General features: G+C 71.1%; 17 protein-coding genes and 2 pseudogenes. 10 read left to right on the top strand and 9 right to left on the bottom strand.

Annotated elements, in window-relative coordinates; all coding sequences use genetic code 11:
• Positions 1 to 7: 7 nt before the first annotated feature.
• The 7 genes from PUR56_RS03445 (at position 8) to PUR56_RS03415 (ending at position 9973) form a co-directional block, all read left to right on the top strand.
• Positions 8 to 1153, top strand: a complete 1146-nt coding sequence (locus PUR56_RS03445; RefSeq protein WP_329947789.1) for a hypothetical protein — start codon at positions 8 to 10, stop codon at positions 1151 to 1153.
• 376 nt (positions 1154 to 1529) lie between these two features.
• The gene (locus tag PUR56_RS03440; protein ID WP_329947788.1) at positions 1530 to 3272 is read left to right on the top strand and encodes a serine protease; all 1743 of its coding nucleotides are present in this window, start codon (positions 1530 to 1532) and stop codon (positions 3270 to 3272) included.
• Positions 3269 to 5584 (top strand): serine/threonine-protein kinase, encoded by a 2316-nt coding sequence (locus PUR56_RS03435; protein WP_329947787.1) that lies wholly within the window; start codon positions 3269 to 3271, stop codon positions 5582 to 5584. The genes PUR56_RS03440 and PUR56_RS03435 overlap by 4 nt, the downstream gene beginning before the upstream one ends.
• Positions 5585 to 5638: 54 nt before the next feature.
• On the top strand, positions 5639 to 7129 hold the full coding sequence (locus PUR56_RS03430) for a vWA domain-containing protein (RefSeq protein ID WP_329947786.1): 1491 nt from the start codon (positions 5639 to 5641) through the stop codon (positions 7127 to 7129).
• Positions 7126 to 8265, top strand: a complete 1140-nt coding sequence (locus PUR56_RS03425) for a hypothetical protein (RefSeq protein ID WP_329947785.1) — start codon at positions 7126 to 7128, stop codon at positions 8263 to 8265. The genes PUR56_RS03430 and PUR56_RS03425 overlap by 4 nt, the downstream gene beginning before the upstream one ends.
• The gene (locus PUR56_RS03420; RefSeq protein ID WP_329947784.1) at positions 8262 to 9611 is read left to right on the top strand and encodes an ABC transporter substrate-binding protein; all 1350 of its coding nucleotides are present in this window, start codon (positions 8262 to 8264) and stop codon (positions 9609 to 9611) included. Before PUR56_RS03425 ends, PUR56_RS03420 begins: the two co-directional genes overlap by 4 nt.
• A 20-nt stretch (positions 9612 to 9631) precedes the next feature.
• Positions 9632 to 9973 (top strand): CU044_2847 family protein, encoded by a 342-nt coding sequence (locus PUR56_RS03415; protein ID WP_329947783.1) that lies wholly within the window; start codon positions 9632 to 9634, stop codon positions 9971 to 9973.
• A 164-nt stretch (positions 9974 to 10137) separates the two neighbouring features.
• On the opposite strand, the pseudogene PUR56_RS43260 reads toward PUR56_RS03415, so the two are convergent.
• From PUR56_RS43260 to PUR56_RS03390, 5 genes and pseudogenes are all read right to left on the bottom strand, one after another.
• Positions 10138 to 10266, bottom strand: a pseudogene (locus PUR56_RS43260) (family 1 glycosylhydrolase); the annotation flags it as partial.
• 20 nt (positions 10267 to 10286) lie between these two features.
• The gene (locus PUR56_RS03405) at positions 10287 to 11513 is read right to left on the bottom strand and encodes a TIGR02679 family protein (protein ID WP_329947782.1); all 1227 of its coding nucleotides are present in this window, start codon (positions 11511 to 11513) and stop codon (positions 10287 to 10289) included.
• Positions 11510 to 15658: a TIGR02680 family protein gene (locus PUR56_RS03400; RefSeq protein ID WP_329947781.1), complete on the bottom strand. Its 4149-nt coding sequence runs from the start codon at positions 15656 to 15658 to the stop codon at positions 11510 to 11512. The genes PUR56_RS03405 and PUR56_RS03400 overlap by 4 nt, the downstream gene beginning before the upstream one ends.
• A gap of 16 nt (positions 15659 to 15674) precedes the next feature.
• Positions 15675 to 16889, bottom strand: coding sequence for a TIGR02678 family protein (locus PUR56_RS03395; protein WP_329947780.1), 1215 nt, complete (start codon positions 16887 to 16889; stop codon positions 15675 to 15677).
• Positions 16886 to 18409 (bottom strand): TIGR02677 family protein, encoded by a 1524-nt coding sequence (locus PUR56_RS03390; RefSeq protein WP_329947779.1) that lies wholly within the window; start codon positions 18407 to 18409, stop codon positions 16886 to 16888. The genes PUR56_RS03395 and PUR56_RS03390 overlap by 4 nt, the downstream gene beginning before the upstream one ends.
• Positions 18410 to 18848: 439 nt before the next feature.
• Between PUR56_RS03390 and PUR56_RS03385 the strand changes: the two genes are divergently transcribed.
• Positions 18849 to 19733 carry a DUF4231 domain-containing protein gene (locus PUR56_RS03385; RefSeq protein WP_329947778.1) on the top strand — a complete coding sequence of 295 codons (885 nt, stop codon included), beginning with the start codon at positions 18849 to 18851 and terminating at the stop codon, positions 19731 to 19733.
• A 668-nt stretch (positions 19734 to 20401) separates the two neighbouring features.
• On the opposite strand, the pseudogene PUR56_RS43255 reads toward PUR56_RS03385, so the two are convergent.
• A pseudogene (locus PUR56_RS43255) lies at positions 20402 to 20512 on the bottom strand (family 1 glycosylhydrolase); the annotation flags it as partial.
• Between the two features lie 132 nt (positions 20513 to 20644).
• Positions 20645 to 21319, bottom strand: coding sequence for a TetR/AcrR family transcriptional regulator (locus tag PUR56_RS03375; RefSeq protein WP_329947777.1), 675 nt, complete (start codon positions 21317 to 21319; stop codon positions 20645 to 20647).
• Between the two features lie 141 nt (positions 21320 to 21460).
• Here PUR56_RS03375 and PUR56_RS03370 point away from each other — a divergent pair, with 141 nt between their 5' ends.
• Entirely contained in the window at positions 21461 to 23704 is a 2244-nt protein-coding gene (locus PUR56_RS03370; protein WP_329947776.1) for an MMPL family transporter, read from the top strand.
• A 168-nt stretch (positions 23705 to 23872) separates the two neighbouring features.
• On the opposite strand, the gene PUR56_RS03365 is transcribed toward PUR56_RS03370, so the two are convergent.
• Both PUR56_RS03365 and PUR56_RS03360 read right to left on the bottom strand, forming a co-directional pair.
• Positions 23873 to 24253, bottom strand: coding sequence for a hypothetical protein (locus tag PUR56_RS03365; protein WP_329947775.1), 381 nt, complete (start codon positions 24251 to 24253; stop codon positions 23873 to 23875).
• 305 nt (positions 24254 to 24558) lie between these two features.
• Positions 24559 to 25248 carry a DUF6882 domain-containing protein gene (locus PUR56_RS03360; protein ID WP_329947774.1) on the bottom strand — a complete coding sequence of 230 codons (690 nt, stop codon included), beginning with the start codon at positions 25246 to 25248 and terminating at the stop codon, positions 24559 to 24561.
• A 132-nt stretch (positions 25249 to 25380) separates the two neighbouring features.
• On the opposite strand from PUR56_RS03360, the gene PUR56_RS03355 reads away from it, so the two are divergent.
• The gene (locus tag PUR56_RS03355; protein ID WP_329947773.1) at positions 25381 to 26391 is read left to right on the top strand and encodes a hypothetical protein; all 1011 of its coding nucleotides are present in this window, start codon (positions 25381 to 25383) and stop codon (positions 26389 to 26391) included.
• Positions 26392 to 26431: the final 40 nt, after the last annotated feature.

Below are 26431 nucleotides of genomic sequence, written 5' to 3'. Positions count from 1 at the left end.
GGCCGTCATGGAAGTCGGGGTCAACTACCCCTGGATGCGCAATGACCCGATCACCGTCGGGCCCAACATCCACGAGAGGGGCAAGCCGCATCCGTGGCAGGGGGCCGGCTCCGACCTGGACCGGAACCTGGCCACGCTGCGCGGCCTCGGCGTCACCGTGGTACGGATGTGGCTGCTGGCACACGGCGTCAACTACGACGGCACCGTCTCCTGCGTCACCGCCCTCCGCGAGGCCAACCGCTGGCGGTTCGAACCGCCGCAACGGATTCACCAGAAGTTCCTCGACGACGTGGAGGAGCTTCTGGTGAAGTTCGAGAAGGCCGGCATGCGGATGGTGCCGGTCCTCCTCGACTACAGCTTCTTCGACGGTCCGGAGGCCCGGTCACTGCAGCATTTCGGCCCCGGGGCACCCACCCCCACCGACCTCAACTACGGCCGCGGCCGGCGGGCCGTCGCCGAGGACCCGAACTACCGGGCGACGTTCGTCAACGGCACGATCAAACCGCTGGTCGCGGCGATCGCGAAGCACCGCAAGGTCATCCACGCCGTGGATGTCGTCAACGAGCCCTACTGGTGCGTCAGCCCGCTGACGGGCGACCTCTTCGGCCCGGCCGTCCGGCAGGACGCACTCACCGCACTCATGAAGGACTGCGTCGCCGCTGTGGAGGCGGCCGGCCTGCCGTCCACCGTCGGGCACCGCTACTACCGGGACATCACCGATGTGTTCAGCAGCGTCAAGGTGACCCGCCCGCAGTTCCACTACTACGCCTCCTTCCCGGGGCTGGACGCCCTGCCGGTCCTCTCCGGTCTGAGCGGCCCACGTCCGTTCCTCGGCGAGTTCGGCTGCATCACCAGCGATGAGCTGGACGCCATTCAGCGGGACGCCGCCGCCCGCGGCGACCGGGTCGTCCTCGAACAGATCGGGCCGATGCGCCGCACCCAGAACCTCTGGCCGGTTCTCCAGCAGTCCCGGAAGAGTCAGGCGCCGTACTCCGTCCTCACCGAACGTCTCGACTGGCTCGCCGACTTCGGCTACGAGCTGGCGCTGGTCTGGCCGAACGCCGTCCTCCCCGACCCCGGCCGCGAGGACCTCAAGTTCGACGCCCTGCGACGCAGCCAGATCGCGGAGTTCACCCGTCGCCGCCCCGGCTGAGACCGGCCCCGCGCCTCCGCGCCCCGGCCGGGTGGTGGCCTGGCCCGCCCTCCCGTGCAGCCGGGACGTCCACCGTCCGCCTCGACCGGTGGCGTCACCTCCGGCGGACGTGGTGATCGCGGTCCTCGGCTCCCCGGTGCCGGCCCTCGGCCGCGCGGCGGTGCTTGAGCCGATGTGGTGCCACTGCGCGAACGTCGGCGAGGGCAGCTGCGAGCCGTACGGCACCCGATCCCGATCGGGCATCCGGGTCTCACGCGTTTCGGCGCTCGACGACCCTGGCCGACAGCAGCCTTCCGCCCGGGATCGGTGTTCACAACCTGATCCGATCATGTGAGATGACTATCTGTCAGATCCTTTCTGGCGTAGCGTTTTCGCCATGGGGCGGGAGGATCCTTGGCTGGCGCGCATCGAGGACACCCAGGGGCGCGTGCACGGTGCCGGGACGATGCTCGACGGCGAGTACGTGCTGACGTGTGCGCATGTGGTCGAGGAGGCCATCGACGCCGGGCGTGAAGCCGATCGCGAGGTCCGGGTCCGGATCGCCGGACGTCCCGACGACGCCTATCCGGCGACCGTTGTCGAGAGCTGCTGGCAGCCGCCGCTGCCGGGCCAGCGCGGGGATGTGGCGATCCTCGCCCTGCGGTCCGTGGTGCCGGGCGCGCCGCGCGCGAGGATCCGGCGGACCTGGCAGCACGACGAGATCGTGCGGATCTTCGGCTTTCCGGCGGGTACCGACAACGGCCAGCTGGTCAACGCGAGGATCGCCTCGTACGACTTCACCGGGGAGCGGGTACAACTCGACGCAGTCCTGGAGCAGCGCGTCGACCGCGGGTTCAGCGGTGCCGCGGCTCTCGCCGCGGACGGTGAGATCCTCGGCGTGATCGCGGTCGTCCGGGCGCCGCTCGCCGAGAGCAGCTGGATGATCGCGGTCCGGACCCTGTACAAGTACGCGAGCCCGGTGCTCGACGGGCATCTGAAGAGCCGGCCCTCCCAGGTACTGCCGGGCGACTGGCCGTCGCCGCAGGTCCCGGAGATCCTGGACGACCCGGTGCAGCTCGCGCTGACCCGGCACCTGGTCGGCTGGCTGGCATCCGACGGGCCGGGCGGGGTCTGCGCGATCGGCGGTGGCGGCGCGGTCGCGCTGACGTCCCGCCTGGTGGGCCTGACGGTGCCGGGCTACCGTCGGGCGGCCCCCGACGAAGCCGTCAGCGGCGCCCCGCCCGGCACCGTGCCACAGCTGGGCGAGGTGGACGCCGCCGTCGACGCGACCGGGCGGACGACGGAGCAGGTCGCCCAGCAGCTCGCGGAGAGTCTGAGCCTGCTGACCGACCGCGTCACCGACGATCTCTCCCACCAGTTGGAGGAGTTGGGCTCGCCGATCGTGGTCGTGGTGAACGCGGTCGATCTGGCGGCCGACCCCGGCGAACTGCACTACCGGCTGCTCGAACCGATCGCCGCGCGGGCGTCGAGCATCGGCGTGCGCCTGCTGCTCGCCTACCACGGCGCCCCTCCGCGCTATGTCCGCAGTGCGGTCGCTGCGAGCCTCGGGCAGCCCGCCGCCTTCGCCCCGTTCGCCCCGCTCGCCGCGCCGAGCGGCCGGCACGACGCAGAGACGCAGTTCGGCAGCCGACTCGGGCGGCTCGACCGGTTGGTCGAGGAGGTCGAGACGGCCGAGCGCGACGCCCGGGCGTGCCGTGACTACGTCGCGCCGCGGATCCTCGGCGCGCCGCCGCCGCAGGTCGCCGGCGCCGCCGCGCTCGCGGTGCGCCTGCGGGTGCTGCGGGACACCGGCTCGGCCGCCGCCGGATCCGCCCTCCGGGGATGGCTGCTGGGGGAACTCGACACCTGCGAGGAGGCCGCCGCCCGGTCGCTGGTGCGGGCCCGGCGACTGAACGCCGAGTGCACGGCCCTGCTGACCCGGCGGAACCGGGCTCGGGGGCGGCTGGACGCGTACCGCTCGGAGGCCGCGGCGCGCGGCCTGATCGAGGAACTGGGCGAGTCGTACGAGGCGGCCCGGCGGCTGCTCTACAGCGGTGGATGCGACCTACCGCTCGCCGAGCTCCGGGTCGAGGAGTACCACCGGGCCGTTCGGCGCGAGATCGACGGGAGGCAGTCATGAACCAGTGCAACCGTCCTGGCTGCGGTGGCGAACTCGACGCGACCGGCTACTGCCGGCGCTGCCTGGTTCCGCCGCTGGTGGCCGCGCCGACGGGCGGCGGCCGGTCGCCGGCCGGGGAGCGCGCCCCGGGGCGGTCGGTGCCGGTGAGCACGAAACGCGGCACGGTGCCGTCCGCGCGCCCCGCGGAGCTCGGACCGCCGCCGCGCCCGTTCGGCGACGGCCCCTGGTGGGGACTGGGCCTCGTCACGCTGCCGACGATCGCCGGACCGGAGCCGACCCGAGCGGTCAGAGCCGCTCCGCGAATCCCGGAGGAGCGCAGGCTCTGCCCCGATCCCGCCTGCCGCCGCCCCGTGGGCACAGGTCTCGACGGCCAGTCGAGCCTGTTGGAGGGGCGCTGCCCGTACGACGGGACGGCTTACTCGTTCGTGCCGAGACTCAGCCGGGGCGACCTGCTGTCGGACCGCTACCGGGTCGAGGGCTGCATCGGACACGGCGGCTTCGGCTGGGTCTACCTCGCCTACGACGAGCGCCTGAACAACCGTCCGGTGGCGCTCAAGGGCCTGATCGACTCGGAGGACCCCACGCGGGTCGAGGAGGCCGCCGAGGAGAAGCGGTTCCTGATCGAGCTCAGACACGACGACATCGTCGACATCTACGACTTCGTGACACACGAGCCGGCGGGCGGGTCCCGGCACGGCTACCACGGCTACCTCGTGATGGAGTACGTACCCGGCTACTCCCTGGAGCGCCCGGAACTGTTCGGCCTGCTGGAGACCGAGCAGGTCGTCGGCTACGTCCTGCGCGTGCTCCGGGCGTTCCAGTACCTCCACGACAGCCAGTACCTGTTCTGCGACCTGAAGCCGAGCAACCTGATGGTGTACGGCTCCCGGATCAAGCTGATCGACCTCGGCGCGGTGCGCGAGGCCGGGGCAGTGGGCAGCGGGGCGTACTCGGAGGACTACATGGCCCCGGAGCTGATGGTCACCGGGCCCACCGTCGCCACCGACCTCCACACGGTGGGCAGGACCCTGGAGTCGCTCTTCCGCTGGTACACCGCCGACCCGGACCGTGCCCGCTTCACCTCGCTGCGCCGGCTCATCAGTCGCGCCACCCATGTCGATCCACAGCTGCGCTTCGCCTCGGCAGCCGAGATGGCAGGCCAACTGAGCGGTGTACTACGCGAGTTGGTCTCCACCCGGGACAGCACCCAGTACACTGCGCCGTCACTGCTCTTCGCCCGCTCCACCACGCTGATCGACCCCGGGCTCGGGGCGGTACCGCCGCTCGACCGGTGGACGAGTACCGCGGCGCTGCGGGCGGCGGTCGAGGGCAGCTGCCGCCCGCTCGCCACCGCGCCGCCCGCGCCGGTCACGGCAGCGGCCGGGCTGCCCGAGCCGCTGGTCGACGCCCGCGACTCCGCCGCAGGGTTCCTCAGGGCGTCGGTCAGCACCGATCCGGCGGTCGCCCTCTCCCAGCTCGCGCCCTACGCCGATCCCGACCCGGCCTCCGCCCGCGACTCCTCGCCCGAGGTCGAGTTGCTGCGCTGCCGGCTCCACCTGCGGCTTGACGACCTCGGCGCGGCGCGCGCCGCGCTGGACCGGGCGAGGGACCTGCTGCGGCCCGGGTGGCGGCTCAACTGGCACGAGGGGCTGATGGCCCTGGCCGAGCAGCAGTTCGGCGGCGCGGAGAAGATGTTCACCTCCTGCCACCAGATGCTGCCGGGTGAGCTCGCACCGCAGCTCGCGCTGGCACTGTGCGCCGAGTACCGAGCGGCGACCGACGAGGAGGTCGACGCCGCAGCGGCGGCCTACCTGTCGGTGTGGCGGACCGACAGCTGGCACGAGAGCGCCGCCTTCGGCCACGCCCGGACGAGGCTCCGCCGCGGCGACCGGGCCGGTGCGGTCTCGGCGTTGAGGCAGATACCCGACACCTCACCGCACCACCGGGCGGCGCGGATCGCCGCGCTGCGGATTCACACAGGGCGGCTCGACGCGGGCCCCGAGGGCCTGCCCGACCGCGCGGACCTCACTGAAGCCCGACAGGTGCTGGCCACACTGCCGTTGGACGAACCCGAGCGGCGTCGGCTCGCCGCCCTGATCCTGGAGGCCAGGCTCGACCGCCGGCGCACCTCGCGACCGGACCGGACCGCCTCCGACGACGAAGTCGAAGTCGAAGTCGAAGTCACGGAGCACGGGCTCCGGTTGGAACTGGAGAAGGAATATCGGGCGTTCGCCCACGGGGCACCGGACGGGAACCGCCACACCGTTCTCGTCGATCTGGCCAACGCCGTGAGGCCGGTCACCACGCAATGAACCGGCCGTATTCGACGCACCGTCAATCTTCCCCTGAGGACGAGGAATCGGCACATGACCGAAGCACCGAGAGTCACCCTGGAGGCCAGCTACGACAGGTACCGCTCCCTGGACGAACGTGAGGTGCACGTCTACCTCAGCGTGGCCGCGAGCACCGCAGCCGACCTGCGGGCGAGCCCGCCGGGCGACGCGCGGTTCGCCGAGGTCATCCTGCTGGACCAATCGGGGTCGATGAGCGATCCACGCACCAAGCTCCAACGGGCCAAGGAGGCGAGTTGCGCCGCCATCGACACCCTGCGTGAGGGAACCCGCTTCGCGGTGGTCGCCGGCACCCACCAGGCAACCATGATCTACCCTCGGGAGTCCTTCCTCGCCCCGGCGAACGCCGTCACCCGTGCGGAGGCGAGGCAGGCCGTCAACCGGATCGCCCCCGGCGCCCAGGGCACGGTCATCGGCGCCTGGCTCGACAAGGCCCGTGAACTGCTCGAACCGCACGGCGACCTGATCTGCCACGCGCTCCTGCTCACCGATGGACGCAACGAGCACCAGGACCGGTCGGCGCGGTCGATGGAGACCGTGCTCGCCGACTGCCGTTCCGTGTTCACCTGCGACGCCCGCGGCATCGGCGCGGACTGGGAGCCCGCCGAACTGAGACGGATCGCCGAGGAACTCCAGGGCACGGCGGACGCGGTGCCCGACCTGGCCGACCTGGCGCCCGACTTCCGCGCGCTGATCCGCACCGCCATGGGCCGGACGCTGTCCGACCTGGCCCTGCGGGTGCGCTGCGCACCGGGAGTGTCGGTGTCGGTCCTCGAACAGGCCCACCCGGCGCTGGCCGACCTGGTCGGCCACCGCCTGCCGCTGGCCGGAACGGCGGCGGCCGACTATCCGACCGGCCCCTGGAGCAGCGAGGCGCGCCGGTATGTCGCGACCTTCGCCGTGACCGGCGACCGGACGGTCGGCGCCGACGCGGAGACCCTGGCTTCCGTCGAAGTGGTCACCGGAACGATCGGCACCGAACTGGCCACGCCCGTCAGCTCGGTGGAGGTGATCAGCGCGCGCTGGCTCGACCAGCCGGCCCCGGAAACCGTCCTCGGGGCCGATCGGCGCCGCCACGAGCGGGAGAAGGAGCTGTACGACCTCAGATGGCGGGGCGGGGCGCTGTTCCGCCAGGGGGATCGCCCCGGGGCTTGCGACGCCTGGGGCCGGGCCGTGGCGCTGGCCACCGAGCTGCGCAACGAGGACGCGCTCCGGCGACTGGGCAAGGTCGTCCGGGTCGAGGATGCCGTGCGCGGCGTGGTCAGCCTGCTACCGGAGCTTGATCCGGACTACGTCCTGCAGGCCATGATGGGCACGGCCACCAGCACCTCGTACGGCCTCTCCCGCAACCCGACGACGCGGGCCGGTTCGGCGCCCGGGCGCCCGTCGGCCCCGGGGCCCGACTGCCCGAGGTGCGGCCGGGTCGCGGTGGCCGGCGCCCGGTACTGCGAGAACCTCGAATGCGACTACGAGTTCACCGACAGCTCACCGGTGATGGGCGGATGACGACCCCCGGCGCGGTGGCGCCCGAACCGGTGGCGGACGAACCGGCGACGCCCTCCACGACCGCGCGCACCCTGCGCCGCCTCCGCGGGGCGCTGGTGGCGGGCAGCCTGCTGACCGGGGCGCTGTGCCTGGTGGCGTTCAGCCGGGCACACGCCGGAACCGACGCCGTCGGCGAGCGGGCCGCCCCTTCGGTACTCCGGGCCGAGGCCGCGTACGGCGCACTCGCGGATGCCCAACGCGTGGCGGTGCACGGCTTCCGGCAGGGCACCGTGCTCCTCGGCGGACTCGGCGACCAGTACCGGAACGACATCGCCGCGATCAACCAGAACCTGGCGGAACTGGCCGGGGACCACGTGGCGGGCCCGGCGGCCACCAGTGATCTGCAACTCGTCGAGGGGCTCGTCGTCAACTACAACGCCGAGCTCGAACAGGCCGCCGCCGACTACCAGCAGACCGGTGAGCTCACCCGCGCCCTGCCGGCCCTGTGGTACGCAACCCTGCAGTACCGGGAGGTCTCGAACACGCTGGACCGGCTGCGGGCGGCCGAGAACGCCGCGCTGACCGACCGGCACAGCTCCGTGTGGCTGGCGGGCCCCGCAGATCTGCTGTTCCTGGTGCCGTTCGCACTGGTGCTGGCGCTGTTCGCGCGGACACAGTCGGTGCTGCGCCACCGGTTCCGGCGTCGGTTGAGCATCCGGTTGACGGCTGCCGTGCTCGCCCTCACCGCGACGGCCCTGTTGTGCGGTCTGTCGCTCCATGTCTCGGACGGACGCCTGCGCTCGGCCCTGGACGGTCCGTTCGCCGAAGCCGTCACCCTGGCACAGGAGCAGACGAGCCGGTCCGCCGCCCAGGCCGACAGGGACCTGTCCGCCATCGTCACGCAGGCATGCCCGGACGCCGGGTCCTGCGGGACCCACCTGACACCGCAGACGTCCGGACCCGCGACCGTCCAGGCGGGGCGGACAGATCACCGCCAGGCCGAGGCCGAGGCCGCGTTCACCCGTGGTGTCACCGACGCGGACGCCTACTCCGCCGTCCTCCTGGCGCTTCTCGTGCTGCTGACCTCGGCTGCCGTCACGACGGCCGCCCTCGCGCTGAATCCGCGCATCGACGAGTACCGGTTCGGAGGCCAATGATGCGGCAGAAGCGCCAGGCAGCTCTCCGGCTCCTGCTGGTCCTCACCCTGCTGACGGCGTCCGCCTCCTGCCTCGGCGGCTCGTCCGGCGGGCGCGTCCTGGTCATCATGACACCCTGGACCGCCGAGGCCGAGATGAACGCCTTCCAAGCGGTGCTCACGGCCTTCGAGGTCGAGACCGGCATCACCGTCCGCGCCTCCCCCACCCGGGCGCTCGACCAGGTGCTGCGGACCGCCGTCCAGAAGCGCGAGGCACCGGACCTGGCTGTCATGGCGAACCCCGGGGCGCTGCGCTCCTACGCGCAGCAGGGCGACCTGGTCCGGCTGGACCGCTTCCGGGACGAGAAACTCGGCCGCGAACTCGTCGACCTACTGAGGTCCGACTACGGCCCCCCGTGGTCCCACGCCGGGGAGGCCGTGAACGGCGATCCGTACGCCGTCATGGTCAAAGCGTCCGTCAAGAGCCTCATCTGGTACGCCCCCCAGCGACTCGGCACCCAGCCGCCCGACAGTTGGGCCGACTTGGTGGGCATCGGCCGGTCGATAGTCCAGCGGGGCGAGGTGCCCTGGTGCCTGGCCCTGGCCGACCCGCCCAACTCGGGGTGGCCGGGCACCGACTGGATCGAGGACATCCTGCTGCACCAGTCGGGTGCCGACATCTACACGGACTGGGTCGACGGCAATCTCAGCTGGACATCGTCGCAGGTCGGAGAGGCCTGGCAGGCATGGGGCCAGATCTTCACCGCCCAGGGCTCGATCCATGGCGGCCCGCTGACCGCGCTCCTGACCGGCTACGGCGAGGGGGCCTATCCGCTCTTCACCGCACCGCCCGGCTGCTACCTCGAACACGGCGCTCCCATCACCCCGGGCCCGGCAGCGACCAAGCCCCTTCCGGGAAATGACTACGACTTCGTCCCGTTCCCCGAGTTCCGGACGACGTCGACGCCGGCGTACGAGGTGTCGGGAGACCTCGTCGCGATGTTCCACGACTCGCCCGAGGCGGAGCGGTTCATGGCCTTCCTCGCGAGCCCGCAGGCCCAGCAGATCTGGCCGAGCCTGCAGCCGGAGTCGGCCTTCTCTGCCAACCGCGCCGTCACCACGCGGTCGGCGTCCGGCCACGCCACCGGCAGCGTCGCCCGCCGGATCGATGAGTTGCTGACCTCGTCCGCCACCCTCTGCTTCGACGCCTCGGACAGCATGCCCAGCACCATGGCGGCCGCGTTCAACCACGCGGTGCTCGACTACCTGAACGACCCGACCCGACTGCCGACGATCCTCGCCGGGCTGGACAAGGTCCGGGCCGACGCGTATCCGCAGCCGACGCAGAGCTCCGTCTGCACATCCTGAACCCCAGGCCAGGAGGCCAAGTGACAACACGTACCGAATTCACCCTCGCGTCCGGCGGGATGCTGGTGGTCGAGAGCGAGAGCACCGGCGCAGGCGTCGCGCCTGCCGGCCGGGGAAGTCTGGAGCGAGCGGGCGCCACGGTGCGGGACTCGCTGCACACCGTGGTCAACACGGCATCCGACGTGATCGACGCGTTCCGTGCCCTGCCGCGCCGGCCTGACGAGATCGAGGTCGGGTTCGGCGTCAAGCTGGACGGCAGCGTCGGCGTGATCCTGGCGGGCGGCACCGCCGGCGTCCACTTCAACGTGACGCTCCGCTGGTCCCCCGAAGAACCCGCCGGCGAGGCCGACGAGGAGGAGTGACCGCAGCTGCCCGGTGCGAGCCGCAGGCCCCGGCCCCGCGACTCGCACCCGGCATCGCGCGGCCACGGCGGGACGCGTCCGAGCAGGCGGCCGGCGGTCTCCACGACGAACCCTGCCCCGGCCACGCCCGCTCGCGCGGTGCCTCGACCCCTCGGTGAGCCCGACTATCCCGCCTGCCGGGCCCGATGGGCCGCGATCAGGTCGCGGTACCAGGCGTAGGACGCCTTCGGCGCCCGCCGCTGCGTCTCGAAGTCGACGTGGACGAGGCCGAAGCGCTGGTGGTAGCCCTCGGCCCGTCGGACACCCTGTCATTCTATCCGTGGCGGTGGTCTGCCAGATCGTCGAGGAGGAGGTCGGCCACCACTTCCTCGACCACTGCGGTACCCAGGTCGGCCATGGAGCCGACGAGCGCCGCGTCCCACGGTGCGGGCGTGAGGCGCCCCGGATCGGGACCGAAGGGGACTCTCGTCGCGGCCTCTCGGTAGGCGTCGGCTCCCATGCGCCAGGGAACGGCTCCGGTCTTGGCCAGGACATGGGCCGCGATGCGGATCCCCTCGCCGTCGAAGTCGCCGTGGTAGCGCAGGGAGGCGCCGTCGTCGGCGAGTCGGCGCAGCAGGTGGATCACTGCCGTGTTGGGCCAGCCCGAGGTGCAGACCAGCGGCGGGCAGCTGGGGCCGAAGCGTCGCAGTGCCAGGGCGAGCACGCTGGGGTTCTCGGTGATGTGCACCGGCCCAGCGGGGCCGGTGAAGTCTCCGGGCGTGCGGAGCTGAGCGAGGGTGAGGCTGACGGGGTGGCCGGCGTCGGCACAGGTCCAGGAGATCCTGGCGACCGGGCCGTCGCCGGCGGGGCGCAGCCCGACCGCGAGCACGCTGGTGGACAGTTCGTCGTCGGCCACGCCGGCTCGGCTCCAAAGCGCGCGTCGCCCTTCGGCGGCGTCGGGCATGTCGGTGCCGTACAGGACCGAAAGAGCCCGCAGGACGAGGCCGGACAGCCGCGTTCCGTCGTCAAGGGCGTGCGAGTCGCCGTCGAGGAGCCGCGCGGCGAGGACCGGCAGCGGCTCGCCGTCGGCAGGAAGCTCGGCAAGGACCGTCAGTACGGCGGTCAGCAGAGCCCGGGTCCGGTCGGGTGAGCCGTCGACGAGGCCGTTGCCTCTCAGGTGGCCGACCCATTCCAGCAGAACGGGCTGGGCGGTGACGACCTCGTGGCCGATCACCCACCCCCACAGGGCTTCGCGCCGGCCGGCCGCGAGTTCACGTTCGGCGGCCCGGTCGCGGATCGGGCCGACGATCGCGGTCACCACGTCCCGGAGCGGTCGGCCGCAGACCTCCAACACGGCACCGTCGAGTCCGGCGAGAGGGACCGTCGGTTCGGCGCCGGGGAGGCGGTCCAGTCCGAGGAGATCGGCCAGGGCCTCCCGGCCGGCGTCGTCGAGCGGCCCGGACCGCACCCGGTTCACGGGGCGGCCGGTCGAGAGGCGGTCGTGGACGGCTGTCCAGAGCGGGCGGAGTCCGGGGAGGTCGAGGGGGTGGCGGTCTGTCATGCCGTGTCACCCCCGACAGCGTCCTCGGCATTCGCGGCTTCCTCCGCACGCTCGGCCTCGGCGGCCCCGTCAGCCAGCAGATCGCTCCCCGTCCAGGTGAAGCGGGCACTGGTGACGGCGTCGTCGCCGTCACCGCCGGTGATCAGTTGATGGACCGCGATGCCGGAGAGTTCCCGGTAGGTGCACCACTCATGGTCGGAGGTGAGCACCAGATCGAGGTCGAGCGCCGCGAGAAGACCGAAGACCTGCCCTCGGTTGACGGTGTCGACACCGACGAAGACCTCGTCGAGCAGGATCAGCCGCGGGGACTCCGGCACTGCCTCGTAGTGGGCGGCCACGGCGGCGAACAGCGGCAGGTGGAGGGCGATGGCCTTCTCACCGCCCGAGAGCGCCCCGTGAAGTTTTTTGGTGAGCAGCTGCCACCCGGAGCCGTTGGCGCGGTCCAGCTTGACGACGAACTGGTGCCAGGCCGTGTAATCGAGGACGTCCGCCAGCTGCTCCTCCCATGTAGCCGCCGTGTTGCGGGACTTGGCCTCCTCGACACGGCCCCGGAAGAAGGCGTGCAGGGCCTCGCGGTCGGCCTCGGTGATCCGGGCCGGGTCCTTGAGCAGCAGTTCGCGGGCCGTCCGGGTGCCGGCGGGCAGGTCGGGGTGGATCTGCCAGACGAGCCGGACAGCCACCCGTGAGGCGGTGCGGACCCGTTCGAGGTGGCCGTTCATCCGCTCGACGAGTTCCCCGGCCTGGCGGATCCGGGAGGCGAGGTGGCGGCGGGTGTCACCGGTGAGGGTCCGGTCGAAGAGGCCGCGCTCGGCGGCGGTGATGTCCTCCTGGCTCCGGTCACGATCACCGGTGAGGAGGGCGAGGAGGCCGGTCGCGCCGATCCGGATGCCGTCGATGGTGGCGGTGAGGACGTGGATGTTCTCCTCGGCTTCGAGTTCGAGGTCCGCTCGGCTGCTGAGGCTCTGGCGGGCCCGGTGCACGGCTTCGGAGAGGCGGTTCAGGGAGTCGCCGAGGTTCCTCGCGCCGTGCGGCAGGTTGGGCCAGGTGGCGGCGACCTCACGCACCGCTTCGAGGGTGGCGCGCGTGCCGTCCGCGGACGTGAGGACGATGTCGACGCCGGCGTCCTCCGGAAAACCGAGGACACAGAGGCGGCGGAAGCCTCGGCCGGCCTCGTTACGGGCCGTCACGGCTTCGTCCCGTCGGGCCGCGTCCTGGGCCATGGTGGCGTTCAGTGAGCCGATCCGGCCTTCGAGCACGATGAGTGCCCGGGTGCCGGCCTCTGTCCCACGGCGGGTCCGGTCGAGCTCGGCGCGGAAGTCGTCGATTCGGGCGGCCACTTGACGGTAGTCCTCGCCGACGGTGCTCTCGACGGCCAGCAGCGAGGAGCGAAGCCCGCGCGCCGCCGCCTCGGCGGCCCCGGCCTCGTCCAGGCTCTCGTCCGCCGCGGCCCGGGACACCTCGGCATGGCTGCGGGCGGTCTCCCAGGCGTGCCGGGCGGCCCCCCACGCGAGGTGGAAGTCGATCCAGACGTCGGCCAGTTCGCGCAGCGCGTCGGCTGCCCCGGCAGCGGTGTCCAGGGCAGCGCGCTCCGTCGGCAGGGCGTGCTCGGCCGAGGTGACGGCGAGCGCGCGCAGCGCGTCGACGACCGCGTCCTCACGCCGTGCCAGGCGTTCTACGGCCTCGCGGACGGCGTCCTCGCGGGCTCCCACTTCGGACTCGACCTGCTCCCATTCGCGCCTGGCCTGCGCCACCTCCCGGTGGTGCGGTCGCGAGCGGAGGTCGGCGGCGAGACGCGTCCGGCGGTCGGCGAGGGCACGCAGCTGTCCCTCCAGGCCGGTGACGACGGCATCGGCCCCGGCCAGTTCGGCGGTGAGCTCCGCGATCCGCCGCTGCCTCGCCCGTTCCCGGGCCGCGGCGCCGATGTGACTGGACTCCTCCTTGCTCCACGTACCGACCGCCGTCGCCAGCCGCCAGCTTCCGTCGGCCCCCACGGCGGCCGGGTGTCCGGTGGGGAGGGTGGCACCGTAGGCGATGCCGGCCAACAGCCGCCGCACCCTGCCGGGCGGCACCTGGCCGTCGGCTTCCGGACCGTCGGCTTCCGGAGCAAGAACGTCGAGCAGCGAGGGACCCGGCGCGGGCGGCGCCGATTCCGGGTCGACGAGGGTGTCGTGGCCGGGGACGGCGAGGCCGCCGTCGGAGGTCATCCACGCGTCCAGCAGACCACCGGCTTCCAGCGCGGCTTCGATGCCCGCCTGGTCGGCGGGCGGTACATCCGGCCGGAACGCCAGCAGGCGCCACAGCGGCGCTCCCGACAGGACCGAACGGTCGGCCGTACGGGTCCGTGGCGGAAGTGGGGGAAGATCGACCGCGGCCGCGGTGCCTTCCAGTTCCTCGACGACCCGGTCGCGCCGGGCACGGGCCTCGTCCCGGCCGGTGCGGGCGATCGTCTCGTCCGCGGTGATGGAGCTCTCCGCCACCCGGGCGGCGGCCTCGACCAGCGCCAGGACGTCGGTCTCGACGGCAGCGCGGGACGCGAGTTCCTCCGCGTCGTCGACGGACAGCTCAGTGCAGTCGGCGGTCGCCCACCGACGCAGCAGCTCGGCATGGACCTCGACGGCGGTCTCGTAGGCGTGGGCGGTCCCCTCGCGCCGGGTGCTCGCGTCGGCCAGCCGTTCACGTGCCGTGTCGAGGTGCTGCTCCGCCGTCTCCCGGTCCGCGACAGAACGCTCATGACAATCGACGGCGGCGCGGACCTCGGAGATCCGGCCGTGCCGCGAGACGACCGCACCGCGCAGCAGGCGGCGGGCCTTGCGTCCCCGCTCCTCGGCGTCCCCGGACGGGCCCGGTGCGACGGCGAGGAGCGACTGCACCTCCGTGCAGACGGACTCCATGGCGGCTCGCCGTGCTGCGGCCAGTGTCTCCTCCCGGGCGGCCCGGGCGTTTTCGGCCCGCTGCTCGGAGCGCAGCCGCGCATCGTCGGCGCGCTCTGCGTCCTCCGTGGCCGCGTCGGCCTTCCGGCCGGCGGCGGCGCGGGCCCGGGCAGCGGTACGGGCGGCCTGGTCGGCCCTGGTACGCAGCTGGTCGAGCTCCTGCCCCTGCCGGTAGACCTCGGAGCCGAGCAGTCCCTCGATGGCACCGTCGAGTTCTTGTCGTCGGTGTTCGAGCTCCTCCTGTGCCCTCCTGCTCTCCTCCCTCCGGTCCAGGGCCGCGGCGTGCGCCTCGTCGCTCTCCCTGGCGATGCGGGCCAGGTCGTCCATCTCGGTCGTCGCGGAGATGAGCGCCGCCGCCCCGGCGCGCAGGACGCGCTGGGCATAGCCGCGTTGCTGGACCGCGACGGCTTTGGCTGCGGCCACCTCCTCGTCCAGGGTCTTCAGGTGCTCCCGCTGGCGGTCGAGGCGTTCGAACCCCTCGGCCAGTTCGGTGATCTCGCCCCGGCCGAGCGGGGGCAGGGCCCGGGAGAGCAGGGAGGACAGCAGCGAGGGGTCCAGCCGCTCGGACAGCTTGGGGGTGCGGAGCTGGAGCAGCGCGGTGATCAGGGCGTCGTAGCGTTGCTCACTCAGCCCGGGGAAGAGCGTGCTGCGAACCGTGTTCCGGTAGTCGGTCGGTGATCCGTGCAGCTCGCCCCGGCCGTGGAGGGCTTCGGCCAGGGCGGCACGGGTGAGCGGCTGACCCGCGTCGTTGACCAGAGAGAGACCGCCGGGGCGGTCGATCCTCGCACCGGTGGTGAAGTAGTCGACGGTGACACCGGTGGTGTGCACGCTCGCCTGGAGCCTGGCACCGCAGGTGAATCGGACAGGACGGGCGCCGTCGTCGCGGACGAACTCCACCCACACGTACCCGACCCGGGTCCTGCCCGAGGCGCCCTCGCCCATCAGGTTCCAGTACATGGTGCGCTCGGAGCCGCCGAACGTGGACAGCCGGTTGGGACGCAGGCTGGCGTCGAGCAGGAACGGCAGCAGCACCTCCAGCGCTTTGGACTTACCGGTACCGTTCTGCCCCCGCAGGAGCAGTCGGCCCTGGTGGAAGGTGAAGGTCTCGTCGTAGTAGCGCCACACGTTGAGGATGCCGGCCCTGGAGGGTCGCCACCGCACTGTCGCGGCCACCTCGGTGAACACGGAACGCTGCGGGAGCTGTGTCACGGTCATCGGAATTTCTCCCTGGTCAGGTTGCCGGACCGTCGGTCACGGTGGTCCGGTACCGGAACGCCGCAGGCCGGGGAACGGTGCGGTCGCCGATCCGGCGGACCAGGCCGAAGTCGTCGAGGACGCGAACGGCGTCGGCCGTGAGGCGCTGGGCGCCGTCCTCCGACCGGTAGGTCTTCGCCCACTGCGGGAAGCCCCGCAGGAGTACGTTCGCCTCGGCGGTGAGCTGTTCCGGTGCGAGCCCGTCCGGAGCCGCCGTCAACGGGTCCAGCAGGAGCAGCGCGGCGACCCGGGCCGTCGCGGAGTCGTCCGGGAAGCGGCTGTCGGTAGCTATCCCGTCCGGGTCGACCAGCAGCAGGCCGTCGGCCCGCTCCTCCAGGACGAAGCCGCCCTGCTCGGCGGCGCGTCGGACGATCTGACGCCCGGTCGGCGAGCCGAGGTAGGCGAGTTCGTCCGCGCCGAGCTCGTCGTGGTGGAGGACGGGATCGTCTAGGAGCCGGCGCAGCACCGAGTGCCGCAGTCCGAGGTTGCGCTGGGCGTCGGAGGCGTCGCCGCCGCCGTACCGGCTCTCGCGCACCGAGCCCCGCAGTAGTTCCTCGAAGCGCAGCGGCACCTCCTCCGCCGGCACGGCCAGTCGGGAGGGCCCGACCGGCGCGGCGAGGAGGCGCATCAGTACGGTCGCGTCCACCCGGTAGAGGACCTTGGCCTTGGCCGAGTCGGCGAAGGTCTCGGTGACGCCGTCCACGGTGAGGAGCGCGCCGAAGGACTCCAACAGCTTGAGGACGTCCACGAAGGCCGTCCGCTCGGATCTGGTCGCCGTGTCGAAGGGCGGCAACGCCTCGTCGGTGGCACAGGCCTGGACGACACGGTCGGCGAGCAGGCCGACCGTGGTCACCGGGACCGGGAGCAGTTCGGCCGCGACGACGCACAGCAGCGTGTAGCGGCGGCGGTCGAACGGGGCCTTCCCGGAACGGAGTCGGCGGGCGGGCCGGGAGGCCTCGGGGAGCGCCCTGATCTTGAACAGGCGCGCATACCCCAGCCGGGGCTCCACCACCAGCTGCCAGCCGCAGTTGTAGTCGAACCATTTCGTCAGCAGGTCCTGCCGACGGCGGATCAGTTCGAAGGCCGCCGGGTCGCCGCGCTCGGTGATCAGGGGTCGGCCGAGGAGGAGTCTGATCCCCCGGGCGATATCCTGCCGCTCGGCCAGGACCAGCTGATTGGCCAGGGTGCTCATCCGACCTCCTGTCCGGCGTGACCGGCCTGCTGCCGCGTGCTGCCCGGGCTGCGGATCTCCACCAGGTAGTCGGGCCCCTCCAGCCTCCCCCGAGGCGTCCGCAGGACGGCTCGCCCGCCGCCGGGTATCGGCCGGAGAACGACCTCGACGCGGCCGTCCGAGGTGACCGCCCGACGTGTTCCGCCGCTGTCGGGCCGGACGGCCAGCGCCCGGCCGAGGAGGTCGAGCAGTCGCTCGAAGACGGCATGGTCCAGCGTGCCGAAGCCGGAGAGCCGGACCGGGCCGTCCGTGCCCAGGACATCCCAGGCGGCTTCGAGTTCGGCCCGCTCCCTCCGGGCCCGCTCGGTCCGGGCCGCCTTGATGCCACCGATGTCACGCACCCTGCCCGTGCGGGTGAAACGCTCGGTGCGGCCACTGGTGCGCAGCAGAGTCGACACCTCCACCGGAGGGGCTTCGGCCCAGCTGCTGGAGGAAGGCACCAACTCCGGGTCGGGGTGCGCGAGATGGGCGTGACGGGCCGGGCCCAGACCGAAGGCGGCCGACCACAGGCGGTGCAGGTCGTCCTCACCCGGAGCCGCGGCGAACCAGCGGGCCAGCTCCCGGAAGTCCTGCACCGCGCCGGACGAGCGGCGCCGTGACTCGGTGATCCGGTCGAGGACCTGGAGGAGCGTCACGATCGCCCGCCGCGCCACATCGTGCAGCTGTTCCACCCGGGGGCGCGAACCGTCCGTCGGCCGGAACCATGCCTGGAGCCCCTCCCACCGCGCCCGGCGCCGCTCCAGCCAGGCCGGCGCGGGGTCGCTGCCGGCGACCGGCGGCAGCTCGGCGCCCCGCAGTGCCCGCTCGTGCAGCAGACTCACCCCTCGCTGCTCGACCCGCTCCACGGCAGTGGCCACCGCCTGGCCCCGCTGGTCGAGGTTGACGAGGAACTCCTGGAGATAGGCCACCGTCGCGGCCTTCACCTCACGGAACGTCGCCAGATCGGCGCCCTCGGCGCGCAGCAGGCGCTGCAACTCCCCGTTGAACGCCTTGGTGTTGGCCAGCAGAGCCTCCAAGTGGCCCTCCAGCTCGTGCAGCGTGGTGAAGACCCTGCGGTGCGAGGAGACCTGGTCCCCCAGCAGCACGTACAGCTCGTCGAGCCGGTCCGTGATCGCCTCCAGGACCGCGGTCTGGAGCGCACCGGTCGACGCGAGCACGGACAGGGCGTGCTCGACCCCGGCGAACGCGGCCTCACCGCGCCTGGTCAACGAGTACTGGAGGTTGCGGCGCTCGTACTCCTCGGCGGTGCGGTAGTTCTCCGCGTGGTTCTGGACGACGTCCAGCAGCTGCCACTCCCTGAGCTTCCGCAGCGCTTCCTGGAGATCGTCGTCGTGCACGGCGTCGAGCCAGCCGACCGCTCGCAACCGGGCCCGGACCTCGTCCAACCCGAGAGCTGTCTCCAACCGCTCGTTGGCCGCGCCGAAGGCCTGCAGGATCGCACCGTAGAGCTCGGCCCTCTCCCCCGTCGTGAACCGGAACATCTCCGGCGGCACCCTGCGCAACGGCTCCCCTCCCCTCCGTCGGACACCACAGTACGCGGGCGATGTACGGCACCGACCAGGCGACCCCGCTACCCGACGGACCACATCCAGGCGCCCCGAAGTCCTCGTGCCCCGCCTCAGCGGCGGCCGGCCCTCACTCCCAACAGGTTCCTGACGAGGGCCCGGGCCCCGGGACCGCCATGACCGGAAACGCTGGCCGGCCACTGGGTGCGCACCAGTACCCGAACAGGTTTTCACGATTGAATCAGTCATTCCTGAAAGCGGTCACAGATTCTAAAGGCAATCGAATATTTTGACGACATGGGCGGTAGTTTTCGATACATTCATCGCGGAAATTCGCTCCCCATGAACCCGCCCTTGTGGACCTGCGATTCGCACCCTATCCTCCTATGGATTAGGTGAGAGGACAGGAGGACCCGTGACAGCGGGCGCCAGCATTTCCCGAGGCATGCAGAGTACGCCAGAATATCGGCCAGTTTTGACGTCGGAGCAGGAACAAAGCCTTCAGGAGACCTACCGGCGGAAGGTCAAAGAATTTGACCAGCTAGAGGTCGACCTTCGCGGGGCCCGCGCCTTCCAGCGCATCTTCCTACTGAGCATGCTCGGCGCGATCTCGTTGGCCTTCCTGCTGGGCTACACCGTGATCATCGGTCTCTGGAATACGCAGCCGCTTTTCACGAGGTATGCAGGACTGGCAATCGTTGTTGCTTTGTGGGTGGCAATGGGGCGACTCCTGTGGGCCAACCGCAAGAAGATCTCCACCAAATCCGGCGAGCTCCGGAACGCACTTCAGGACCGACAGACCGCCGCAGCGCAACTCCCGCTGGATTCCCCATCAGCCCTGCGAATCTATCGCGAAGCATCACTGGAGATTGTCGATCAGTACCGGAAGGGAGCCAACAAGAATCGCCGGGTCCACAACTTCTTCCAGGTGATCATTATCACCGGGTCAATCGTAACGTCGACCCTCACCGCAATGAACGACGGAGGCAGCACTGCACTGAGGCTCGGAACCGCCCTCCTCAGTGGATTTGTTGGAATTTCGGCAGGCGTTACAGGGTACTTCAAATTTCGAGAGCGCGGCTACAACCTGCAGTCGACTGCCGATGAGATCGAAAAGCACTACAACGCCTCACAGTTCATGTTGGACGAGTACGCCGGAAGCGACCCGAATACCCCTCTCTCCGAAGATGACCGACTGAGAACATTTGCGCGCTTCGTCGAACGACTGAAGGAAGAGCAGAGAAAGCGGGAACTGCAACTCGAGCAATCCAGTTCGGCGAGCGAGGAGCACGCCGGCTGATGAGCAGAATGGCCAGCACGACATGGCCGAAGTTGCGCTTCCTGCTCGCGCCGGCTCAACATCGGAGAACCCGTCGGCTGATGAAAGCCCACGGATCACTCCCGTACGCGACCGCCTGGTGCCTGGTAGAGCTGGCTAGATCTCCTTCCGAACTCCCGTACGTCCAGAATGTTGCCGCTCGAATGAAAGCGCTGGACACGCTTGCTCCGGGCGTCACCCTGGACTGCTGGGGCGCTTTGGACCCGGTGGAGCAGCATCGCCGCCTCGCTTGGCTGGAGCGCCACGGGGCAACTCCACTTGCTGCATTGGGGGTAACTCGCAGTGCGGTCGAGCAGGCGGAACTTCATGTCGTCGAGTGGGGCCTGCCGGCTGGACATGGAGCCATCGCCGTTGCGACCACTCGGAACACAAAGCCTGACTAGCTGTGCGCGGCCACCAGGATGGCTGACGGGTCGGGCAGAGACCGCCCGACCTGGCGCGTGCAGGCCTGTCGCAGTCGTCGAACTCCTGGCTCACGAACCCGAAGACCGGAACCATGTCAAGGGCATGATTTCCGACTCCCTGGGCCCGCCGACCGAAATCTGGAAGTAACCCCAACACAAGTCGGTCCATGACAATCTGCCGCACCTCATCCGACAGCGCGCTCGATCGACCTCCCGTGCCACTTCACGGATCGCGGCGATCAGGTCGCGGTACCAGGCGTACGAGGCCCTCGGGGTGCGCCGCTGCGTCTCGAAGTCGACGTGGACGAGGCCGAAGCGTTGGTGGTAGCCCTCGGCCCGTCGAACAGGCTGTCATTGCACAAATCGGTCCTCAATCGCTGCCGGCGTCACACGAACTCGCCACGCGCCCCGTTCCGGTTCGGTGCTTCGCCGGAACTCGGTGCTGTCGGGCCACCGGCAGGGCCCTGATCACCGCTGGTCCGCGGTCGGCGACAGGCCTGCGGTGCGCGCGGCGACGCCCGCCTGGACTGCGAAGAGGCGGTCCCGCGCTTGCTGGTCGAGCGTGTGGAAGTGGCCGTGCGCCTCGAGGGTGACGAAGCCGTGCACCGTGGCCCAGGCCAGCATCGGGGCTTCCGCCGGGTCCGGCACCAGCGAGCTGCCGAGCCGGCCACGCTCGGCCGTGTCGGCGACGAGTTCGGCCATGTGATCCATCGCCTGTTGACCGGCCGCCACGGTCGGCCCGTCCGGCGGCGCCGCGTACCCGGGTACGGGAGAGCCGAAGATGAGGGCGAAGCGCTCCGGATTCCGCTGCGCCCAGGTGCGGTAGGCATTGCAGGTGGCCACGAAGCGGCCGTCCAGGTCGTCCGGCGGCACGGTCCCTCGGGTCGCCGTCAACGCGTCCGACAGGCTGTCGTAGGAGTCGGCGACCAGCGCGGTGAGCAGCTCGTCCCGGTCGGCGAAGTAGCGGTACAGGGCGGGCGGGGTCATCCCCATGCTGCGGGCGATGTCGGTGAAGCGGAGGTTCGCGGCGCCGCGCTCGACGATCAGTGTCAGGGCCGCGCGCTTGATCTCCTCCACGGTGTCGGCGCGCAGCCGTTCACGGCGGCTCAGCTGCCCGCTCTCATCGGGCGACCCATCCGTCATCGCATCTCCATCCGCCCGCCGCGCCATTCACCGCGTTGACAATCGGTACCCGCCGAGGGGACCGTTACGCTTCGTCATGTGCGTTATGAAGCGTAACGCATTGTCTGGGGGCGGAGCCCCTGACGACGCACGGAGGACCACATGTCCCAGGGACTGCGCGAGGACCGGCGGACAGCCACCGGGGAGAGCCGGCCACACCGGCCCGGCCCGCTCGGCCGAATAGCCGGTTGGAGCTTCCGGAACCGGGGCCGCACGGTGCTGCTCTGGCTGCTCGCCGCCGGTGCGGCCTTCGGCCTCTCGGCCGGCCTCGGCGCCAAGTACAGCGCCGACTACAGCGCGCCCGGCTCGGACTCCAAGCAGGCCCAGCAGTTGCTGACGCGGGACTTCCCCGGGCTGGGCGGTGAATCGATCAGCCTGGTGCTGACCACGGACGGCAGCGTGACCGACACCGCCACCCGCGACCGGGTCAAGGATCTGCTCACCCGGATGGCCGAGGTGCCGCACGTCAGCGGCATCGACGACCCGTACGGGCCGCGCGGCAAGGTGTCGGCGGACGGCCGCACCGCCCTCGGGCAGATCCACCTGGACGTCGCCGTCGCACCCGACATGCCGAAGGCGGACACCCAGCGGCTGCTCGACCTCGCCCGCACCGTCGACGGCGACCTGCGCGTCCACCTCGGCGGTATGACGGTCCAGCAGGCCGAGCAGGGCGCGATCGGCTCGGAGGCCATCGGCATCGCGGCCGCCGCCGTGATCCTGGTGATCACCTTCGGCTCGGTCGTGGCCGCCGGCCTACCGATGCTCACCGCGCTCGGCGGACTCGCGGTCAGCACCACCCTGCTGCCGATCCTCGCCGCGATCATGCCGGTCCCGGACTGGTCCACCTCGCTCGCCGCGATGCTGGGCATCGGGGTCGGCATAGACTACGCGCTACTGCTGGTCACCCGGTTCCGCGAGTGGCGCGCCGAGGGGCTCGAACCCGAGGCCGCCACGGTCGCCGCGCTCGACACCGCGGGTCGCGCGGTCGTGGTCGCCGGAATGACCGTGGTGGTCAGCATGCTCGGGCTGTTCGCGATGGGTCTGTCGTTCATGCGCGGCGCCGCGGTCTCGGCGATCCTCTCCGTGCTCGTCGTGATCGCCGCGTCCGCCACGCTCTTCCCCGCCCTGCTCGGCTACCTCGACCGACACATCGAGCGCCTCCGACTTCCCCTGCCCCAGCGCAGCGCCACCCAGGGCGGGAGCCCGGTGGGCGCCGGCTGGCTGCGCTGGAGCAGGCTCGTCGAGCGTCACCGCGTCCTCGGTGCCGTCGTCCTGCTGGCGCTCGCGGCACCGTTCCTGGGCGTGCGCTTCGGTTTCCCGGACGCGGGCAACGACCCCGCCGGGCGCTCGAACCGGCTGGCGTACGACACGGTGGCCGCCGGCTTCGGACCGGGCAGCAACGGACCGTTGGTCCTGGTCGCCGAGTTGGCGCCGGGCACCCCCGCCGACGCGACGGCCGCGCTGCCCACGGCACTGAAGGCGGTGCCCGGCGTCGCGGCGGTGACCCCTCCGGTACCCGGCTCCGACGGCCGCTCGCTGCTGCTCACCGTCGTTCCGGACAGCGGTCCGCAGTCCAGCGCCACCAAGGCCCTGGTCCGTGACCTCCGCGATCACGTCGTCCCGGGTGCGGTCGGCCCCGGCGTCCGGGTGCACGTCGGCGGGGCGACCGCGAGCGCGATCGACAGCACCGACAACATCTCCCGTCGCATCCCCCTGCTGGTCGGCGGCGTGGTCACGGTGTCGATGCTCCTGCTCCTGGTGGCCTTCCGCAGCCTCGCCGTCGCCCTCAAGGCCGCGGTGATGAACCTGCTCTCCGTCGGAGCCGCGTACGGCGTGGTCGCGCTCGTCCTCGAAGGCGGCACCGCCGGCCGATTGATCGGCATCGACAGCCCCACCCCGCTGCCGGCCTTCGTACCGGTGCTGACCTTTGCGGTCCTGTTCGGCCTCTCGATGGACTACGAGGTCTTCCTGGTGAGTCGGATGCGTGAGGCCTGGCTCCGCAGCAACGACAACGCCGAGTCCATCGTCAGCGGACTGGCGGGCACCGCGCGGGTCATCACTGCCGCAGCGGCCATCATGGTCGCCGTGTTCGCGGCCTTCGTCCCGTCTCCCGACCTGCCGATCAAGGTCATCGGCGTCGGTATGGGTTCGGCCATCCTGATCGACGCCACGCTGGTCCGACTGCTGCTGGTACCGGCCGCGATGCACCTGCTCGGCCGCGGCAACTGGTGGCTGCCCAACTGGCTGGACCGCCGTCTGCCCCACCTCCACGTCGAAGGACACACGGAGTACTACCAGCCGAAGCCCACCCCCGAGGCACCCCGCTCCCTGACGGTGGTCCGCTAGTGGCAACAGCGGACCGCGGGCGCCCCACGACACCCGCGGTCCGCCGCCACGGGACCGACGACCATCGACTCCCGCTCCTGGTGGACGGGAACGAATACGAGTGGGGCCTGTCCGGGGTCAATCCCGGCCAGGCCCCTTGATTGTCATCGTCGGGTAGTTGCCAAGCTGCTACGGCCTGTTCGGCCTCGGCTCCCCGGGCCTCTCGATCTCGACAATCCGCTCCAGTTCCTCGGCCCGCTGTTCCAGGGAATCTGCAATTTCGTCCCAGTCCGGCCCGGATTTGTAGAGGTCGGCACCAGCTTCCCGCAATAGCTTTGGGTCCTCCGTCCGCTGCAGAAAAGCCAGGCGGTACGAGAGATTCCGCACCCAGGGAGGAAGGGCCATCCAGTCTCTGTCGATGACCACGTTCAGCATTTCGATGATCTCGTCAACATCCGTGAATGTGACATATTCAATGAAGCGTCTCTCGGATTCACGAATCTTCTCGAGGCCCGCCCCGGAAATTTCCGCGATCATTTCCTCGGCCAGGGCTTCCAGCCTTGACATCATTCCCCCCGTATAAGGCCTGGACGGCAGCGACGGCTGGGTTGTGGCACACGCCGCCTACTCACTCGGCGAAGCTGCCACACCCGGCAGGCCGCCCTGCGGGCTACCTGTAGGAGGCCACCCGGACTGTCCACGAGACCCGCCCATGAGGCCTCTGCCGACTGAGGCACAACCTGGCGTCGGCACCGCGATGCCGCAGGCGGCCCGGCCGCCGTCACCCGACGGGCGGGACCGGCTGGTCCCGGTGAGGCACATCCCGCACAGCAGCGGTTCTCGATCGAAGCCGAAGGCACAGGCCTCTGTCGTGATCAGCGGCCGGCCGGATGCACCCTGACCGACGCGATGCGCCCGGATCCGTCGAAGTCGACGTCCACGGTGCCGCCGTTGGGAAGGTCGGCACTGATGCCGGTCTCCGTCTGCCGCTGGGCCATACGGAAGTGATCGAAGTACCCACTCACCACAAGTCGCGGTGAGCGCCCGATCAAAGTCGTACTGCTGGTCAGGATCCTCGGCAGCGCAAGGGGGTCGACCCCTGCGGGCGCGATGCGGGGATCGACCGGCAGCAGGTAGAGCCGGGTGCTGGGCCCCGCCTCCAAGCCGAGGTAGCCGGGTGCGCCGGTCACACCCATGGCGGTGAAGGCGAGCGTCTCTGCGGCACGGCGAGGATCCGCGAAGCCCGACAGGTCGAGGGTCTCCTCGGTGAACTCCGTGAGGCCGTGGGCCCGTCCGAAGTCCCGCACGCGCTCGGCGGCGGCGACCACCGGCGCGCCGCGCAGTCCAGGGTTCGCCCAACCCCACATCCAGGTCCGCTCGGACAGATCGTAGGTGGCCAGGACCGCCACCCGGACCTTCCGCCCGTCCTGCTGGTAGACACCGGTGTCGAGGTCGACGTCCCACGGGGCGTCGGGGAATGCGGCGTCCATGGCCTGGAGCTGGACCGTGCCCCAGGCCGCGTGCCGCTCCGCCTCATGGAGGAACGCGTCAGAGAAGTTGCTCATCACGGAATGAGACCCTAATCGATCGGCAGAGCGGTCTCGTCGGGGACATGGGGGGCCGCTGAGCTGCTGGAACGGTGCCAGAATGCCGGGACGGACTCATGAGGGTCGGGTAGGCATGACGAGAGGACAGGTATGACCCGTACGACACCTGAGCGTCCGGTGGACGTGGAGAGTCTCTTCCCGGAGCTGGCCCGGTACCGGCGGACCGCCACTCGCCTGCACCCCAGGCCCGGGGCCCCCGGCGTGCGGGACAGTTCCGTGGGCGGGCCGATGCTCTGGCCGTCCGACGAGCCGTGGCCGGTCTGCACGCACCCGCACAAGCGGAGCTCGGGCGAGCGGATCGAGGACGTCCGGCTCAAGCGTCGGATCCGGGCGGAGGCCTGGCGGCGCACCCCGGAGCCGGGAGTCGGGCTCGGACTGACGGACGCCGAACGGGAGGTTTTGGCCTCGCTGAAGCGCGGGCGGCACGCCCCGTGGCTGGCGAACACCGACCCGATCCCCCTGCTGGCAGTCGCCCAGCTCTACCGGAAGGACGTGCCCGACCTGTTCGGCGGGCCCGCCGACTGCGATGTGCTCCAGGTGTTCTGGTGCCCCTTCGACGCCCACGGGACCGGCTACCAGTTGGCGCTGCACCTGCGCTGGCGTCGTTCCGCCGACGTCCGTGAGGTACTGGCCGACCAGCCGGAGCCGGTGGTGGTCGGTGCTCCGGGGTATGTGCTCGACCCCTGTGTCCTGCACCCGGAACAGGTGGTGGAGCACCAGTACATCGATCTGCTTCCCGACCGTCTGCGCCGGCGCATAGAGAAGTGGGAGGGGCCCGAGGACGAGCGCGAGGAGGAGGAAGTCGCCTACCGGAGCGACCTCTCGATCGCCCCGGGCTGGAAGGTTGGCGGGTTCGCCTCCTGGCACGTGACGGATCCGGTGCCCATGGACTGCGAATGCGGGCAGCCCATGGAACCGCTGCTCGCCGTCGCCAGTTACGAGTGCGACAGCTCCAACGACAGCTGGGTCCCACTGGAGGACCAGGAGACGTTGGAAGGGGCGGTAGGCGCGACGTCCGTCCTCGTGGGCCGTGACGGGACCCTGTACGTCTTCGTGTGCCCCCGGGACCCCGGCCACCCCCACCGCCTCAGCGTTCAGTGACGCCGATGCGCCGAACACGGTGAGGGGCCGCGGAAGCGGA

Origin of the sequence: Streptomyces sp. BE303 (assembly GCF_036290945.1) — a bacterium.
GTDB lineage: Bacteria > Actinomycetota > Actinomycetes > Streptomycetales > Streptomycetaceae > Kitasatospora.
The sequence above is the reverse complement of the archived record's forward strand: the minus strand, read 5'-3'. Positions and strand labels throughout refer to the sequence as shown.

Bases quoted from the DNA above. Each gene is read 5' to 3' on its own strand.
- PUR56_RS03360 (WP_329947774.1), bottom strand. From the start codon at position 25,248: ATGAGCAACTTCTCTGACGCGTTCCTCCATGAGGCGGAGCGGCACGCG.
- PUR56_RS03365 (WP_329947775.1), bottom strand. From the start codon at position 24,253: ATGATGTCAAGGCTGGAAGCCCTGGCCGAGGAAATGATCGCGGAAATT.
- PUR56_RS03400 (WP_329947781.1), bottom strand. From the start codon at position 15,658: ATGACCGTGACACAGCTCCCGCAGCGTTCCGTGTTCACCGAGGTGGCC.
- PUR56_RS03390 (WP_329947779.1), bottom strand. From the start codon at position 18,409: ATGTTCCGGTTCACGACGGGGGAGAGGGCCGAGCTCTACGGTGCGATC.
- PUR56_RS03405 (WP_329947782.1), bottom strand. From the start codon at position 11,513: ATGACAGACCGCCACCCCCTCGACCTCCCCGGACTCCGCCCGCTCTGG.
- PUR56_RS03425 (WP_329947785.1), top strand. From the start codon at position 7,126: ATGACGACCCCCGGCGCGGTGGCGCCCGAACCGGTGGCGGACGAACCG.
- PUR56_RS03435 (WP_329947787.1), top strand. From the start codon at position 3,269: ATGAACCAGTGCAACCGTCCTGGCTGCGGTGGCGAACTCGACGCGACC.
- PUR56_RS03445 (WP_329947789.1), top strand. From the start codon at position 8: ATGGAAGTCGGGGTCAACTACCCCTGGATGCGCAATGACCCGATCACC.
- PUR56_RS03420 (WP_329947784.1), top strand. From the start codon at position 8,262: ATGATGCGGCAGAAGCGCCAGGCAGCTCTCCGGCTCCTGCTGGTCCTC.
- PUR56_RS03355 (WP_329947773.1), top strand. From the start codon at position 25,381: ATGACCCGTACGACACCTGAGCGTCCGGTGGACGTGGAGAGTCTCTTC.
- PUR56_RS03375 (WP_329947777.1), bottom strand. From the start codon at position 21,319: ATGACGGATGGGTCGCCCGATGAGAGCGGGCAGCTGAGCCGCCGTGAA.
- PUR56_RS03430 (WP_329947786.1), top strand. From the start codon at position 5,639: ATGACCGAAGCACCGAGAGTCACCCTGGAGGCCAGCTACGACAGGTAC.
- PUR56_RS03440 (WP_329947788.1), top strand. From the start codon at position 1,530: ATGGGGCGGGAGGATCCTTGGCTGGCGCGCATCGAGGACACCCAGGGG.
- PUR56_RS03370 (WP_329947776.1), top strand. From the start codon at position 21,461: ATGTCCCAGGGACTGCGCGAGGACCGGCGGACAGCCACCGGGGAGAGC.
- PUR56_RS03395 (WP_329947780.1), bottom strand. From the start codon at position 16,889: ATGAGCACCCTGGCCAATCAGCTGGTCCTGGCCGAGCGGCAGGATATC.